Here is a 15,145-nt window from a genome sequence, read left to right as displayed (position 1 = left end):
TTTACTCGCTTAACTGGAGGCCTAGGCTTTTTCAGTTTTTACAACGCTGACTTAATGTTGAATGGCAAAAATATATGAACAAACTCTCAATTAGACAGAAAATTATTCTGACCCTTATCCTCTTTGTGATGCTTACTGCGGTTTCAGTCGGCACTGTTAGCATGTTTACAGCGAGATCAAGCATTGAACATCGTGTTTTAACGTCAGAATTACCTACCACAGTGGGAAAGATTGCTGAAAGTATAGACAGCGATATAGTGTTAATGCAGGTATTAGCCAAACAAATTGCTACTGACGAACATATTCACCAATGGGTAAATGGTAAGCAAGATAAAAGTGGCGAGGCAGTATTAGTGCGAAAGCTGCAATCGGTGGCAAAATTTAACGCCTTAAGTGCGGTGTCATTTGCGGATAAGAACACGGCAGATTATTGGAATCAAGATGGCTTTTTACGCCGTTTGCAAAATGATGCAGCCGATGGTTGGTATTACAACTACACCGCCAGTAAACAAGAATATATGGTCAGCGTTTATCGGGACCCTAATACGGGTAAAACGGATTTATTTGTTAATTACCAACAACCTCAAGGACAAGGTTTATCAGGTACTGCTAAATCTTTTAAATCTGTAGTCGATATGTTGGCAAGTTTTCAACTTGAACAAAGTGGCTTTGTTTATTTGGTGGATGGACAAGGCTTAGTGCAAATGCATAAAGATAATGCCTTATTAGGCAAAGCGAACTTAAGCAATTTATATGATGCACAAACCAGTGCGAAACTATTAAGTAAAGAAAAGTTTAATTTGTCTGTCATTGAAAAGGATGGAAATAAACTCATAGTTGTTTCTAGTTTCATACCCAGTATGGACTGGTATGTTGTCGCCCAAGTGCCCTTTGATGAAATGTTCAGCGCATTAAATAATGCCACTTGGCAAATATTGTTATGGTCGGTTTTAATCGCTGTATTGGCGTCTATAGCGGCATGGTTTATGGCAGGAACAGTGACTCGCCCTATAAGCCAATTGGCTGAGGTTTTTACTAAGCTAGGTCAAGGTAATGCTGATTTGTCTTATCGATTGCCACAAGATGGCCAAAAAGAAATTGCGATTGTGGCGATTGGTTATAATAATTTCATACAAAAACTCGAAGACCTATTTAATCAAATTGCACACAGCGGTGAAGCATTGCGTAATGTCGCAAATTTACTTAAACGAGATGCGGATCATACTAGCGCCAGTGTAAAAAATAGCGCTGAACATACGCTAAATATTTCTAATTCATTAGAGAATGTTAGCGCCAGCGTCATTTTAGCCGCTAAAAATGCCAGTGATGCTGCTAAAATTGCCGATCAAATTAGTACTGATGGTGAAATAATTACCGGAGTGATCCGCAATACCCAAAGTGATATTAAAAAATTAGCCGAAAAAATAAATGATGTAGCTAAGGTGATAACGTCACTGACTAACAATACCGAAACCATCGCCAAAGTATTAGAAACGATTCAAGCCATCTCAGACCAAACCAACCTACTCGCCCTAAATGCTGCCATTGAGGCTGCGCGAGCCGGAGAACAAGGGCGAGGCTTTGCAGTGGTGGCTGAAGAGGTCCGCAATTTGGCGAAAAGAACCGCCGATTCCACTCATGAAGTACAAGATATTATGGAAGAGTTAAAGATAACGTCTGGTACAGCCACAAGTGAAATTGAATTAATTATTCAACAATCCGAAACAACATCTAGTTCAATTGGCAAAGCTGAAAAGATACTCGAAGAAAATAATCAACAATTTGTGCAAATCTCTAAAACCAATAAAACCGTTGCCACTTCAACCAATGAGCAATCGGAGAATATAGAATCGATTAATTTACAAATGAGTGACATCAGAGAAAATGCTAAACAAAACGTACAAAACGTTCAAAAAATAGCGGATGAAACCCTTAGTCTAAATGACTTAGCTGAAAAGCTGGATGGCCTAATTAGCTTGTACCAGCGTACCTAAAAAACACACTTAGTTTTAGTAACCCGGTCACTTTTGACCGGGTTGTCACTTGATATCAAATAATCTGTAAAAGTTTTCTGTTGTCACCTTAGCTAATTCATCAACTGTGATCCCTTTTAATTCAGCTATAAACTCCCCTACTTCTCTTACAAATCCCGGTTGATTGGGTTTTCCTCTGTAAGGAACCGGCGCCAACCATGGTGAATCGGTTTCAATTAATAATTTATCTAAGGGGACTTTTTTAACAACTTCTTGTAACTCAGTCGCAGTTTTAAATGTCACTATCCCGGATATTGAGATATACATGCCTAGTTCTATTGCTGCCTGAGCCATTTCCCAACTCTCGGTAAAACAATGGAGTACGCCTTTTGTTGACGGGGCTTTATGCTCTTTTAACAAGTTAATGGTGTCTTCTCGCGCATCTCGAGTGTGAATAATCAAAGGTTTATTTAGCTTATTCGCCACTTTAATATGCTCAACAAAAGACGTTAATTGCACCGCTTTTGTTTCTGCACTGTAAAAGTAATCCAGTCCAGTTTCACCAATAGCAACAACGTCATCGCTATCAGCCATTTGAAGTAGCTCGTTATAACTACAGGCATCTTCTTGGTGCAGAGGGTGAACTCCACAAGAAACAGATACATCATTGAAGTGCTTAACCGTAGCTAACATTGCAGGGAAATCTTTGACAGAAACCGACACACATAAAAAGTGTTCTACTCCGCGATTCCTAGCAAAATTGAGTATCTCTGACAATTCTTCTGGGGTTTTATCTAATCTGTCTAGGTGGCAATGTGAATCAACAAACACGTCATTATTCCATTTTTAAAAGTTAAATTTATGTGGCTTTGGTAAGTGCCAGCTTATCTAATAGCTGCGTTAACACTAAAGTTTTATTTACCCCAGGGTTACGTAGTTGTTGGGTGACTTTTGTCGCCTGAATATTGAGTTCCCAAATTGATTCAGAAACCAACTCAGCGCATTGCAGTCTTGCCCAATATTGAGTCCATTTAACCACTTTATCTGCGCTATCTTGCCAATCCATCGCCAATTGAGTGGAGCTTAATCTTCCTTGTAACAGTGCATCTAGTCCATTACTGAATGTGTCATAGGAAAAGTGTTGTTCTTCTTGCAGTTCCGCAACTAAGGCCAATGGGCGTGCACTAAAGAGTTTTGCCAAATTAATATCAACGTCAGCATTAATTTGGGTTTTCACCCATGCCATTGTGGTGTTTAAATCGGGTAAAGGTAAGGCTAATTTTTCACAACGACTTCTGATTGTTGGTAATATACGTTCAGGCTTGTCAGTAGTGAGTAACAAAAAGGTGTTGGCTGTCGGTTCTTCTAACGTTTTTAGTAATGCATTAGCACTTGATTCAGTCATAGTGTGAGCACTATAGATGATCAACACCTTGGCTCCTGACAAATGTGCAGAACTGACTAACTTTTTGATAGCATCACGTATTTGATCCACACCAATTTGTTTATCAGATTCCACCATATGCAAATCTGGATGGTTGGACGCAGCATTTAATAAACACGACTGGCAGCGACCACAGGCATTACCGTCTTGCCTCGCACTACATAAAAGTAATTGCGCTAATTGTAAGGAAAAAGATGCTTTACCCAGTCCAGAGGGCCCTTGAATAAGTAAGGCATGATGCAGCTTATTAGCGGCAATCCTGTCACTTAACTGCTTAAAAGAACGGGCTAGCCAAGGAAACACTTAACGCTCCAAGAATTGTGTAATGGCTAATTCAACGTCTTTATGCACGGCCTGCATGTCTTGCATAGTGTTGATCACCACACAATTAGGATCCTGCTCTGCTAATAACAAATAACGCGCTCGGGTTCGTTCGAAAAAACTTAAATCTTCCTGCTCAATACGGTCTAACTCGCCACGCCCTTTGGCACGCTTTAACCCTTCTTGCGGCTCAACATCCATATACAAGGTAAAATCTGGTTTAAACGCTTTTAAGGTTATGTTTCTGAGGCTCTCAATCATGTTTTGATCAATCTGACGCCCCCCCCCTTGATAGGCTTGGGAAGAAAGGTCATGTCTATCACCCACTACCCAATGACCTTGGTCTAAATTAGGCAGAATAACATTTTGTACTAATTGCGCTCTTGCGGCATACATTAATAACAACTCAGCTTCTACTGTGACCTTTTCATCTTTCCAGTCATGTTTCACTACGTCTCTAATTGCTTCAGCCATGGCGGTCCCACCTGGCTCTCTGGTATTCACTACTGTATGGCCAACAGCCTGAATGGTTCTGGTTAATATGGCTACTGCGCTACTTTTACCAGCTCCTTCCAAACCTTCAATAACGATAAACTTACCTGATTTATGCAACTAGGACTCTCTTATTTTTTTAGTTGATATTGACGCACTGCAAGATTGTGTTCTTGTAACGTAGTTGAAAATTTGTGACTGCCGTCACCTTTAGACACAAAGTACAATTCTTCAGTAATCATAGGGTTAAATGCCGCATCTATTGCCAATTTACTAGGCATGGCGATAGGCGTAGGCGGTAAACCTTTGATCACATAAGTATTATAAGGTGTGGGAGTTTTTAAATCTTTACGTCTAATATCTCCATCAAAACTATCCCCCATTCCATAAATAATGGTGGGATCTGTTTGTAAACGCATATTCAAATTAAGTCTATTTACAAATACACCGGAAATTCTTGGGCGCTCTTGTGCCACACCTGTTTCTTTTTCAATGATGGATGCCATTATCAACCCTTCGTAAGCTGAAGCATAGGGTAAATCGAATGCACGATTTTGCCATGCAAGGTCTAAGTACTGTTGCATACTTAAATGGGCACGTTTGATTATGTCTATCGCGGCAGTTTGCGCCACAAAATAATAGGTGTCGGGTAACAGGTATCCTTCAATCGACTTTTCAGGCAGTGTTGCAGTTAAGTTGGCCAGTTGTTGATTAAAATCGTCGTTAAAACTAATTTGTGGATGTGATTTTAGCGCTGATAACCACTCCCGCCAATTTAACCCTTCTATTAAACTGATAGAAAATTGCATTTCTTTACCGCTAGCAAATAACTCTAACAAATCTAACCCATTCATCGAAGGCAGCAGCTCGTAAGTACCTGCTTTGATCTTAGCCAATTCTGGCACTAGCTTTAATCTAATTTTAAGACCAATAACATCCGCTAGGATGCCTTGTTCTTTTAATCTATTGAGTAAACCTTTGGCAGACGTACCCACTTTAACTTGATACAGGGTGGCCTCTGTAAGATTAAGTGGTTGTTGTACTTTTTTATCAAAATGAAAAAGAATTGCCACAACCACTAGTCCGAGGACAATCGCAAAAACAGCGAGCCATTTTACAATTTTCATGACGTCCTTATCGCTTTAAGTGGAAGTCCAGAAAGTACGTATTGTTGTAGGTGCTTAGTTTGATCTATCACATAGCGTTTAGCATTTTGATTATTGGGATCCACTAAAGTCGTCACCGGGACCAACATCATTAAGGAATTACACACAAACAACTCTTGAGCAGAAAACAACACTCTGATGTCCTGCTTAACTACGCGGCATTCTAGCCCATATTCTTGCATAACAGCAACAATATGGTTACGCATAACCCCTTCAACCCCTGATTCTGAAAGGTCTGCAGTAAACCAGACATTTTCCTTATACCAAAACAAATTACCCGCAGAAGTTTCAACTATTTGTTGCTGGGTATCACAAACCACCGCATCGTCAAAATCAGTTTTTGTCAATTTTTGCTTAATTAAAACCTGCTCTAAGCGGTTTAGATGTTTAATGCCAGCCAGTAAAGGTTGCTTAGCTAAGGTAACAGGACTAATTGTTAAACTAATACCTTTGCTCTGCCAAAGAGGGTATTGAGGAGGAAGGGGGTGCTGAGAAATAATATAAGTGGGATTGACCGCGCCCTCTGGATTATAACCTCGACCACCCTCACCTCTAGTAATCATGACTTTGATTACGCAGTCAGAGGTTGACCGCAACGAATCAAAGACACAGTCTACTAATTCTGACCATTTATCAAAATCAATACATAAGGTTTTACAGGCTAATTTTAGACGAGCAACGTGAGCATCAAACAACTCAATATGACCTTTTCTAAAGGCCATAGTAGTAAAGCAGCCATCACCATACTGTAAAGCTCTGTCCGCTATTGTTATATGTCGTTGCTGCTGTCCGTTAACAATCATTCATATTTGCATCTAGAATGCTAGAAGAGTCTCAATATTACCCAAAAGCTACACTTTTCCTACTGGTTTTTTAAACAACAGTGAACCATTAGTGCCACCAAAACCAAAAGAATTACATAAGGCATAATCCATTTTTACGGGTCTGGCAGTATGTGCAACAAAATCAAGATCACAACCTTCACCAGGAGTATCTAAATTAATAGTGGGTGGCGCAATTTGATCACGCAATGCCAAAATGGTGAATATTGCTTCAACCGAACCTGCCGCTCCTAGAAGATGTCCGATCATCGATTTAGTGGAACTAACCAAAACACTATTAGCATGTTCACCAAATACTTGTTTAATCGCTGCAACCTCGGCCATATCCCCTGCTTGAGTCGATGTGCCATGAGCATTGATGTAACCAATTTCATTGACGTTAATCTTTGCGTCGTTAATGGCATTCACCATAGCAGCGGCAGCACCTTCGCCATCGGCTGGCGGTGAAGTCATATGATAAGCATCACCACTCATGCCAAAACCGACCAATTCTGCATAAATAGTCGCGCCACGAGCGACAGCAGAATTATAATCTTCTAACATTACCACGCCTGCGCCCTCACCCATCACAAACCCATCACGATCTTTATCCCAAGGTCGACTCGCCGCCTCAGGATTATCATTGCGAGTTGATAAAGCACGGGCGGCCGCAAAACCACCAATACCGAGAGCACAGACTGTTGACTCAGCACCTCCGGCAACCATGGCGTCAGCGTCACCGTAAGCAATAGTACGTGCTGCAATACCAATATTATGCACCCCAGTAGTACAGGCGGTAACAACGTTGATATTAGGTCCTTTGAGCCCTTCAAAAATTGAGAAAAAGCCCGAGATCATATTAGTGATAGTGGCTGGAACAAAAAAAGGTGAAATTTTTCGTGGACCTGATTCAAGCATCTTACGGTGGTTTTCTTCAATTAACCCTAAGCCACCAATTCCTGAACCAATGGCGACACCAATGCGTGATGCGTTTTGAGGAGTAACTTGTAATCCTGAATGTTCTAAGGCTTGTTTACCCGCAGCAATACCCAGTTGGATAAACCTATCCATCTTTTTGGTTTCTTTTTTCGGAATGTATTTTTCAACATCAAAGTCTTTAACTTCACCTGCAATTTGCGTGGTTAAAGAATCAGAATCAAATGAAGTGATAGGTGCAATGCCACTTTTACCAGCAAGAATGTTTTTCCAAGTAGAATCTACAGTATTGCCAACAGGAGAAAGCATGCCAAGACCAGTCACAACAACGCGACGTTTAGACACATTGGCCTCCGCTTATCTATGAAAGTTTGAATATTTTTGAAAAAAAACGGTCCTGAGAGGACCGTTTATAATAAATTACGCGTCTTTATTAGCGTTAACGTAGTCAATAGCAGACTGAACAGTAGTAATTTTTTCAGCTTCTTCATCAGGGATTTCAGTATCGAACTCTTCTTCAAGAGCCATAACCAATTCAACAGTGTCTAATGAATCTGCACCTAAATCATCAACAAAAGATGCTTCTGGTTTTACTTCTTCTTCTTTAACACCAAGTTGCTCAATGACGATTTTTTTTACACGTTCTTCGATAGTACTCATAATTCTAGTTTTCCTTTAAGTCGCTAGATATAAATTTGCGAGTAGTGTATTCAGCAAAGAGAGCCCTTGCAAGCAACAGTCTCAACTTTTTGTCTGGTCTAACCACTCGCCGATTAGTAAATAATTATTCGTTTAATAAAGAATCAATAATTGAAAACTTTATCACATTTTATCCCATATACATGCCGCCATTGACGTGTATCGTTTCACCAGTGATATATGCAGCGTCATCACTGGCTAAAAATCCAACAGTCGCGGCTATTTCTTTTGGGTCGCCTAAACGATTTGCTGGAATATCTTTAAATATACTTTCTTTTTGGTCATCAGTTAATGCTTTTGTCATATCCGTGTCAATAAAGCCCGGTGCAACTACATTAACAGTAATGCCTCTAGAAGCCACTTCACGAGCCATTGACTTACTAAACCCTATTACACCTGCTTTTGCAGCCGCATAGTTAGCTTGTCCTGCATTACCTGTAGAGCCGACCACTGAACCAATATTAATAATACGACCTTTGCGTTTTTTCATCATACCTCGCAACACGGCTTTTGACATTTTAAATATCGATGTCAAATTCGTGTCCATGATACTTTGCCATTCATCGTCTTTCATACGCATCAGTAGATTATCACGAGTAATACCCGCATTATTGACTAATATGTCAACACCACCGTGTTTCTCTGTTATGTCAGCTAACAATACTTGCATCGAATCAGGATCGGCAACATTCAATACTTTTCCTTCACCTGAACCTTGCAGATAATCACTGATTGCTGCGGCACCATTTTCAGATGTTGCAGTGCCTATTACCGTTGCACCATCAGCAACTAAGCGTTCTGCAACGGCTCTGCCAATTCCTCTACTTGCACCTGTTACTAACGCAATTTTACCATTTAAATTAGCCATACATTCTCTCTACAAACAATATTTAAAGTAATTAAATCAACGAATTAATAGTGTCGACTGTATTGATCGCCGTGCAACTTAGACGTTTATCAATACGTTTAGTTAATCCTGTTAAGACCTTGCCTGGCCCCACTTCTAATAAAGTCTCCACCTCAAGGTCGGCCAATTTAGTCACGGTTTCAGTCCATCTAACCGGACTATATAATTGTTCAACTAATGCCTTTTTGATCGCGATTGGATCATTTGGATATGCGACATCAACATTATTGATAACGGGTACATTAGGTACGTTGAACTGAATATCTTTAAGCAAACCAGCTAGCTGCTCTGCCGCTGGCTTCATCAATGCGCAGTGTGACGGGACACTGACAGCCAAGGGCAAGGCCCGCTTTGCGCCATGCTCTTTGCATAAATTAGCGGCCACTTCTGCTGCTTTTTTGTTTCCAGCAATAACCACTTGTCCAGGTGAATTAAAATTCACTGCTGCGATCACTTCAGCGGTGTCTTTTTGTGCTTGTTCACAACTAGCCACTACTTTATCGTCGTCTAAACCTATGATCGCATACATAGCACCTACTCCAGCAGGTACAGCTTGTTGCATAAATTGACCACGGGCTTCCACTAATTTAAGGGCATCTGCAAAACTTATGACTCCAGCACAAACTAAAGCTGAGTATTCCCCTAAGCTATGCCCTGCCATAAATGCTGGTTGGCCCTGATTTCTTTCGAGTAAAAGTTTATAAATTGCGTAGCTTGCCGCTAATATAGCAGGTTGCGTGATATGGGTTTGATTAAGTTTTTCTTCATCGTTTTGTATTAGTTCCCATAAGTCATAACCCAATACTTCACTGGCTTGTGCAAATGTCTCTTGAATAACCGTATATTCCGCAGCTAATTCACTTAACATACCTAAAGTCTGAGATCCTTGACCGGGAAAAACCCATGCTTGTTTACTCATAATTAATTCTCTAAAAATAAATTTTAATAACGTACTAGAGCAGATGCCCAAGCAAAACCACCACCAAATGCTTCTAGAAGAAGATTTTGGCCACGTTGAATCCTCCCATCTCGAATAGCAGTATCTAACGCGGTAGGAACAGTTGCAGCAGAGGTATTACCATACTGTGCAAGCGTTATGACCACCTGTTCAAGTGGCATTTCCAATTTTTTTGCTGTTGCTTTTATAATGCGGAAATTTGCTTGGTGAGGCACTAACCAATGCAAATCTGATTTTTTCATGTTATTGGCCGCTAACGTTTGTTCCACCACTTCACTTAACTTAGTCACAGCCACTTTAAAAACTTCATTGCCTTTCATGCTGCCCCAGTTTTCGAACACTGATTGTTCGTCTCCATGTTGCGGGTTACCTATGGTTAATAAGTCACCGTAAGAGCCTGCTGCATGAATATGGGTGGACAAAATGCCAGGTTCTTCACTTGCTTCTATAATAGTGGCACCGGCAGCATCACCAAATAGGATCACCATAGTGCGGTCTTCGGGACTGATCATACGGCTAAGGCAATCAGTACCTACTACTAATATTCGCTTAGCCATACCACTTTTTATATACTGATCAGCCACACTCAATGCGTAACAATATCCAGCGCATGCAGCGGCTACATCAAATGCGGGTATACCATCCACATCTAATAATTTTTGAATTTCACAAGCCGTACTTGGCAATGCGTAACGACCGCTTGTTGTGGCACATACAATCATATCCAAAGATTTTGCGTCAATACCGGCGGCTTCTAGTGCATTTTTACTGGCTTCAAAACCCATAGTGGCCGCGGTTTCGTCTGCACCAATAATACGTCTTTCTTTGATCCCCGTGCGATCAGTAATCCATTCGTCTGAAGTGTCGACCATAACCGAAAGGTCTGCATTGGTTCTTACTTCACTTGGATAATAACTACCTGTGCCAATTATTCTGGAATTCATTTATCAGTGGCGCTCCATTAAAACAGCTTCAATTTTATCTTTAATTTTTTCCGGAACTTGCATTTCAACTTCTTGAATGGCTTCGCGGATCGCATATAAAAAAGCCTCTGACGAGGCATTACCATGGCTCTTAACCACAATTCCGCGCAATCCTATCAGACTAGCGCCGTTATACTGGTCGGGTTTCATATGCAAATAAATACCGCGAAAAAATGGCATGGCTATTTTTGCCACAATTTTTGAAAACCAATTGTGTTGTGATGCTTTTTTAACTTCCTGAATAACAAAATTGACCAAGCCTTCCCACGATTTCAAGGCAATATTACCCACAAAGCCGTCTGTTACTATCACGTCTGCTTTTTGGGAAAAAATATCGTTTCCTTCAACATAGCCAATATAGTTAATATTTTTAGAGTCAGTTAATAATTTGGCCGCATGTTTTACCCGATCATTACCCTTTATTTCTTCAGAACCAACATTCAGCAAGGCAACTTTAGGCTGTTTAATATGCCCAACTTGTTCAGCTAATACCGAACCCATCACCGCATATTGAAAGAGAATTTCTGAATCACAATTAACATTGGCACCTAAATCCAAAAAATAGACCTTATCATTATTACTTGCAGGCACTAGGGTAATCAGTGCAGGTCGATCAATGCCTGGTAGGGTTTTTAAGACGTAATACGCCATACTAAGTAAAGCACCGGTATTGCCACCACTGACACAAGCGTCTGCTTCATTACTGTCGACTAAATCCAACATACGTCGCATAGAGGAATTTTTTTTGTGTCTTAACGCATGGGCAGGTGCTTCATCCATTGCCACTGATTCTGGGCAGTCGGATAAAGTGATTCTAGCTTGAATGTCTGGTTGTTGTTGATTTACCCACTGGGACATAAGCGCCAAAGGGCCACAAAAAATAAAGTGTAAATGGGGGGTTTGCTGGAGTGCTGACAATGCAGCAGGAAAAATAATATGGGGGCCGTGATCGCCCCCCATGATATCTAACGCTAAGGTTAGACGACTCAAAGTTCAGTCTCTTAAATTAAAGAGATAAAACTTTTTTGCCTTTGTAGTAACCATCAGCGGTCACGTGATGACGAACATGTGTCTCACCTGACGTTGAATCTACAGACAAAGTCGCAGAACCAAGTGCATCGTGTGAACGACGCATTCCACGTCTTGAACGAGCTTTCTTACTCTTCTGTACAGCCATTACTTTACTCCTAGTCTCGCTTAAGTTCTTTCAAAACCGCGAACGGGTTTGGACGCTCATCGGCCGGTTCAATTTTTCCGAAGCTCATTTTATCACGCTTTTGTTTGCAATCCTCCTCTGCATGAAGGGCTACAATCGGTAATGATAAAATCAGTTCGTCTTCAAGAGTTTGAAATAAATTGATTTCTCCTTGGTCATCGACCTCTACCGGTTCGTAAACATCCGGTAACTCATCTTCGACTTCTTCTTTAGCACTCTGCACTGGGCTAAAACAAAAAGACACATCCAGAGGATGTTCGAAGACTTCATTACATCTCTCACAGATAAGTGACGTTGAACATGCCATATGACCTTGAAAATAACTAAGACCCTGCTCGTCTTTAGCAAACTTAATTTCAACATCCACTTCTTTGGCAATATCAGCAACAGAACCAAGCAACCTGGGCATCTCAGACGACAAAATAACACCCCGATAATCGGAACGTAAAATGGCGCTTTTAACTGGGTCTACCAGCTTGGGTAGTTTCACTTTCTGCATAGCGCGCGCATATTATAGTTTCAACTCAGTTTAGTCAAAGAAAAAATCATAGTTAATGACACCCAGCGCTGCATTTTATATGCTTTAGCTAATATTTTTAAGCATCCGAAAGCACCATTTATGAAAATTATTTTGGCCTCAAGCTCCTCGTACCGCCAATCCATCTTAAAAAAGCTGCATATTCCCTTTTCATGTGTTGCCCCTAACATCGACGAATCGCCAATTGTGGCGGAATCAATTTTGGATCAGGTAGCTCGCCTTGCAAAAGAAAAAGCCTTAGCTGTAGCGGCACAAAGTCCCGATAGTAATAATTTTGTCATTGGTTCAGATCAATTAGCGAGCTTTAATGGGCAAGTATTGGGAAAACCGGGAAATTTTGCTACTGCTAAACAACAGTTAATGATGTTCAGTGGTCAAACCGTTAAGTTTTTCACTGGTTTGTGTTTAGTTCATTCAGCAAATCAAAAATTGTCACAAACAGTAGAAACCTTTGATGTGACCTTTAAAACCTTAACTGAGAGTCAAATCTCCACTTACTTACAAATTGAGCAACCTTACGATTGTGCCGGCAGCTTTAAAAGTGAAGGATTGGGAATAGCCTTATTTGAATCCCTCAGTGGCAGAGATCCTAATACGTTAATTGGTTTACCCTTGATTGCATTAATGGATTTATTTAATTCGATGTCTGTAGATTTGTTTAATTATATGCAAAAAGATTAAGGGTTAGACGTGTAACAATAATTCGTCCAAGGTATTGATCACTGCCAAAGGTGAATGTTGTTGCAAGGTATCTGCATTGTGTACGCCAAAACTCACACCAATACGATCCATATTTAATGCTTCAGCCATTGCCATATCGTAAGTCGTATCGCCCACCATTAACACTTGATCCGCCGATAAATCTAATTCGGCTAATATTTGCTGCAACATATCGGGTGAAGGTTTACTTTGCGCATCATCTGCGGTTTTAGACACAGTAAAAAATTGCTCCGTATTTGAATGATACCAATTGTGCTCTAAGCCCTGCCGAGCTTTCCCTGTTGCTACCGCTAAGATATAACCTCTTTGGGTCAGCTCTTCTAGTAACTCTACGGCACCATTAAAAAGCGGACTGCTAATTTGCGCATGATCTTTAAAGTGTTCTTTGTAGGTATGAAAAAGTGTCATTGCTTCTTTTTCATCGCGAATATTAAATAATTGTTTTAACGCTGGTAACAAACTAATACCAATTACGTTTTTAGCTTGATCATAATCAGGCACAGGAAACCCAAGTTGCTTAGCAGTGGTTTGCATACTTTCAACAATCTTACCTATGGAATCCATCAAAGTGCCATCCCAATCAAACACTATAGCCTTATACTTCACTTCTTAGTCTCTTCAATACACTCACTAAACTGGGTTCTAGGGGGGCTTTATAACTCACACGCTCTTCGGTATTAGGATGAATAAAAGCTAATGAGTGAGCGTGTAAAAATAATCTTTTTAGCCCCATCCTTTGAGTTCTTTCGTCAAACTCTTTGTCACCATACCTATTATCTGCGGCTATCGGGTGACCGGCATGTAAACAATGTACACGAATTTGGTGCGTACGCCCGGTTATAGGTGACGCTTCTACTAAGGTTGCTTGGACAAAAGATTCCAAAATGCGATAGCGTGTTTCTGATGGTTTACCTTCATCATCCACTAACACAATGCGTTCCCCGGATTTTAAGGTATTCTTTAACAATGGCGCTTTTACTTTGAAACGATTAGCGGGCCACTCTCCAGCAACTAACGCTTGATAACGTTTATCTACTTTTCTATCTCTAAGTTGCTCGTGTAGATTCTTCAAAGCTGAACGTTTTTTAGCTATTAATAAACAGCCTGATGTATCGCGGTCTAACCTATGTACCAACTCTAAAAATTTTTGTTGTGGACGTAATGACCTTAGGGCTTCAATGACCCCAAAACTTAATCCACTGCCACCATGCACAGCTGTACCGGAAGGTTTATTCAACACTATTATCCAGTCATCCTCATACAAGATGTGGTTTTCTAGACTCGATACTTTATTGAGTTTAGTAGAAGGTAAATCGGTAGGTTCAGATACGCGGACAGGGGGGATCCGCAACTCATCGTTGGCCTGTAATTTATATTCGGGTTTAACCCGCTTTTTGTTCACTCGTACTTCGCCTTTACGCAAAATGCGATAAATAAGGCTTTTAGGCACTCCTTTTAAGAAAGTGCGCAAATAGTTATCGATCCTTTGCCCTTCAAGGTCAGGATCGATAGTTACAAATTGAACTTTTTGAAATGATAAGTCTGTCATATGCCGCGTATTGTAACTGAATTGCTATACTAGATGTCCAGTTTTTTAATGTCTTGCCAGTGTCAGTGCTTTAGTGTGATAATACTCAGGTTTTCAAACATAAATTAAATGTATAAAACAAACAGATGGATTAATCAGTTCTGTAAGCAAATACAACCAATTTGTTGTTTCACGCCAATTCAAAAGCGTGTATTGCAAGCCTAATACGGCTAATTAACTGTGAAGCGAGTAACTTTTCACAAGCTTGATTAAACAGAACCCTTACATCAGCGATATAAATAACCTATTGATCGCCAATGATGTAAAGAATACAAAAGAATTGACAAGATATTTGAATATCGAAATAGCCAGACAAGCATTTTTGTTCGAATACCACTAAGTTTTAAATGATAAATAAGTAGCTAAACATACCGTCTTGTTTA

Annotated in this window: 17 protein-coding genes; 2 read left to right on the top strand and 15 right to left on the bottom strand. The window is 40.3% G+C overall.

The window, feature by feature from the left end:
• The first annotated feature begins 74 nt into the window (after positions 1 to 74).
• On the top strand, positions 75 to 1,994 hold the full coding sequence (locus AAC000_RS02855) for a methyl-accepting chemotaxis protein (RefSeq protein ID WP_339719935.1): 1,920 nt from the start codon (positions 75 to 77) through the stop codon (positions 1,992 to 1,994).
• Positions 1,995 to 2,039: 45 nt separating this feature from the next.
• On the opposite strand, the gene AAC000_RS02850 is transcribed toward AAC000_RS02855, so the two are convergent.
• From AAC000_RS02850 to yceD, 13 genes are all read right to left on the bottom strand, one after another.
• Complete coding sequence (locus tag AAC000_RS02850; protein WP_339719933.1) at positions 2,040 to 2,804, bottom strand: TatD family hydrolase; 765 nt, start codon at positions 2,802 to 2,804, stop codon at positions 2,040 to 2,042.
• A gap of 28 nt (positions 2,805 to 2,832) precedes the next feature.
• Positions 2,833 to 3,720 carry a DNA polymerase III subunit delta' gene (gene holB, locus AAC000_RS02845; protein ID WP_339719931.1) on the bottom strand — a complete coding sequence of 296 codons (888 nt, stop codon included), beginning with the start codon at positions 3,718 to 3,720 and terminating at the stop codon, positions 2,833 to 2,835.
• Positions 3,721 to 4,350, bottom strand: a complete 630-nt coding sequence (gene tmk, locus AAC000_RS02840; protein WP_339719929.1) for a dTMP kinase — start codon at positions 4,348 to 4,350, stop codon at positions 3,721 to 3,723.
• Positions 4,351 to 4,361: 11 nt separating this feature from the next.
• Entirely contained in the window at positions 4,362 to 5,357 is a 996-nt protein-coding gene (gene mltG / locus AAC000_RS02835; RefSeq protein WP_339719927.1) for an endolytic transglycosylase MltG, read from the bottom strand.
• On the bottom strand, positions 5,354 to 6,199 hold the full coding sequence (gene pabC / locus AAC000_RS02830; RefSeq protein WP_339719925.1) for an aminodeoxychorismate lyase: 846 nt from the start codon (positions 6,197 to 6,199) through the stop codon (positions 5,354 to 5,356). The genes mltG and pabC overlap by 4 nt, the downstream gene beginning before the upstream one ends.
• Positions 6,200 to 6,247: 48 nt before the next feature.
• A complete protein-coding gene (gene fabF, locus AAC000_RS02825) occupies positions 6,248 to 7,498 on the bottom strand; it encodes a beta-ketoacyl-ACP synthase II (protein WP_339719923.1) in 1,251 nt (416 codons plus the stop codon).
• A 75-nt stretch (positions 7,499 to 7,573) separates the two neighbouring features.
• The gene (gene acpP, locus AAC000_RS02820; protein ID WP_007620501.1) at positions 7,574 to 7,813 is read right to left on the bottom strand and encodes an acyl carrier protein; all 240 of its coding nucleotides are present in this window, start codon (positions 7,811 to 7,813) and stop codon (positions 7,574 to 7,576) included.
• 169 nt (positions 7,814 to 7,982) lie between these two features.
• Positions 7,983 to 8,720, bottom strand: coding sequence for a 3-oxoacyl-ACP reductase FabG (fabG, locus tag AAC000_RS02815; protein ID WP_339719916.1), 738 nt, complete (start codon positions 8,718 to 8,720; stop codon positions 7,983 to 7,985).
• A gap of 31 nt (positions 8,721 to 8,751) precedes the next feature.
• Positions 8,752 to 9,678 carry an ACP S-malonyltransferase gene (gene fabD, locus AAC000_RS02810; protein ID WP_339719915.1) on the bottom strand — a complete coding sequence of 309 codons (927 nt, stop codon included), beginning with the start codon at positions 9,676 to 9,678 and terminating at the stop codon, positions 8,752 to 8,754.
• A gap of 23 nt (positions 9,679 to 9,701) precedes the next feature.
• Entirely contained in the window at positions 9,702 to 10,661 is a 960-nt protein-coding gene (locus AAC000_RS02805) for a beta-ketoacyl-ACP synthase III (RefSeq protein WP_339719914.1), read from the bottom strand.
• Positions 10,662 to 10,664: 3 nt separating this feature from the next.
• A complete protein-coding gene (gene plsX / locus AAC000_RS02800; protein WP_339719912.1) occupies positions 10,665 to 11,690 on the bottom strand; it encodes a phosphate acyltransferase PlsX in 1,026 nt (341 codons plus the stop codon).
• 16 nt (positions 11,691 to 11,706) lie between these two features.
• On the bottom strand, positions 11,707 to 11,877 hold the full coding sequence (gene rpmF, locus AAC000_RS02795; RefSeq protein WP_215927992.1) for a 50S ribosomal protein L32: 171 nt from the start codon (positions 11,875 to 11,877) through the stop codon (positions 11,707 to 11,709).
• 10 nt (positions 11,878 to 11,887) lie between these two features.
• On the bottom strand, positions 11,888 to 12,415 hold the full coding sequence (gene yceD, locus AAC000_RS02790) for a 23S rRNA accumulation protein YceD (RefSeq protein ID WP_339719909.1): 528 nt from the start codon (positions 12,413 to 12,415) through the stop codon (positions 11,888 to 11,890).
• A gap of 120 nt (positions 12,416 to 12,535) precedes the next feature.
• Here yceD and AAC000_RS02785 point away from each other — a divergent pair, with 120 nt between their 5' ends.
• Positions 12,536 to 13,135, top strand: coding sequence for a nucleoside triphosphate pyrophosphatase (locus tag AAC000_RS02785; protein ID WP_339719907.1), 600 nt, complete (start codon positions 12,536 to 12,538; stop codon positions 13,133 to 13,135).
• A 3-nt stretch (positions 13,136 to 13,138) separates the two neighbouring features.
• Here AAC000_RS02785 and AAC000_RS02780 read toward each other — a convergent pair whose 3' ends face one another.
• Together AAC000_RS02780 and rluC are read right to left on the bottom strand one after the other, a co-directional pair.
• A complete protein-coding gene (locus AAC000_RS02780; RefSeq protein WP_339719905.1) occupies positions 13,139 to 13,780 on the bottom strand; it encodes an HAD-IA family hydrolase in 642 nt (213 codons plus the stop codon).
• Complete coding sequence (rluC, locus tag AAC000_RS02775) at positions 13,770 to 14,723, bottom strand: 23S rRNA pseudouridine(955/2504/2580) synthase RluC (protein ID WP_339719904.1); 954 nt, start codon at positions 14,721 to 14,723, stop codon at positions 13,770 to 13,772. The genes AAC000_RS02780 and rluC overlap by 11 nt, the downstream gene beginning before the upstream one ends.
• Positions 14,724 to 15,145 lie beyond the last annotated feature (422 nt).

Source organism: uncultured Paraglaciecola sp. (assembly GCF_963977085.1).
GTDB lineage: Bacteria > Pseudomonadota > Gammaproteobacteria > Enterobacterales > Alteromonadaceae > Paraglaciecola.
This window is presented reverse-complemented; position numbering and strand designations above follow the sequence as displayed.

Excerpts from the sequence above, each read along its gene's own strand:
- pabC (WP_339719925.1), bottom strand. The coding sequence starts at position 6,199 with ATGATTGTTAACGGACAGCAGCAACGACATATAACAATAGCGGACAGA.
- mltG (WP_339719927.1), bottom strand. The coding sequence starts at position 5,357 with ATGAAAATTGTAAAATGGCTCGCTGTTTTTGCGATTGTCCTCGGACTA.
- fabD (WP_339719915.1), bottom strand. The coding sequence starts at position 9,678 with ATGAGTAAACAAGCATGGGTTTTTCCCGGTCAAGGATCTCAGACTTTA.
- yceD (WP_339719909.1), bottom strand. The coding sequence starts at position 12,415 with ATGCAGAAAGTGAAACTACCCAAGCTGGTAGACCCAGTTAAAAGCGCC.
- rpmF (WP_215927992.1), bottom strand. The coding sequence starts at position 11,877 with ATGGCTGTACAGAAGAGTAAGAAAGCTCGTTCAAGACGTGGAATGCGT.
- fabG (WP_339719916.1), bottom strand. The coding sequence starts at position 8,720 with ATGGCTAATTTAAATGGTAAAATTGCGTTAGTAACAGGTGCAAGTAGA.
- AAC000_RS02855 (WP_339719935.1), top strand. The coding sequence starts at position 75 with ATGAACAAACTCTCAATTAGACAGAAAATTATTCTGACCCTTATCCTC.
- rluC (WP_339719904.1), bottom strand. The coding sequence starts at position 14,723 with ATGACAGACTTATCATTTCAAAAAGTTCAATTTGTAACTATCGATCCT.
- AAC000_RS02805 (WP_339719914.1), bottom strand. The coding sequence starts at position 10,661 with ATGAATTCCAGAATAATTGGCACAGGTAGTTATTATCCAAGTGAAGTA.
- AAC000_RS02785 (WP_339719907.1), top strand. The coding sequence starts at position 12,536 with ATGAAAATTATTTTGGCCTCAAGCTCCTCGTACCGCCAATCCATCTTA.
- acpP (WP_007620501.1), bottom strand. The coding sequence starts at position 7,813 with ATGAGTACTATCGAAGAACGTGTAAAAAAAATCGTCATTGAGCAACTT.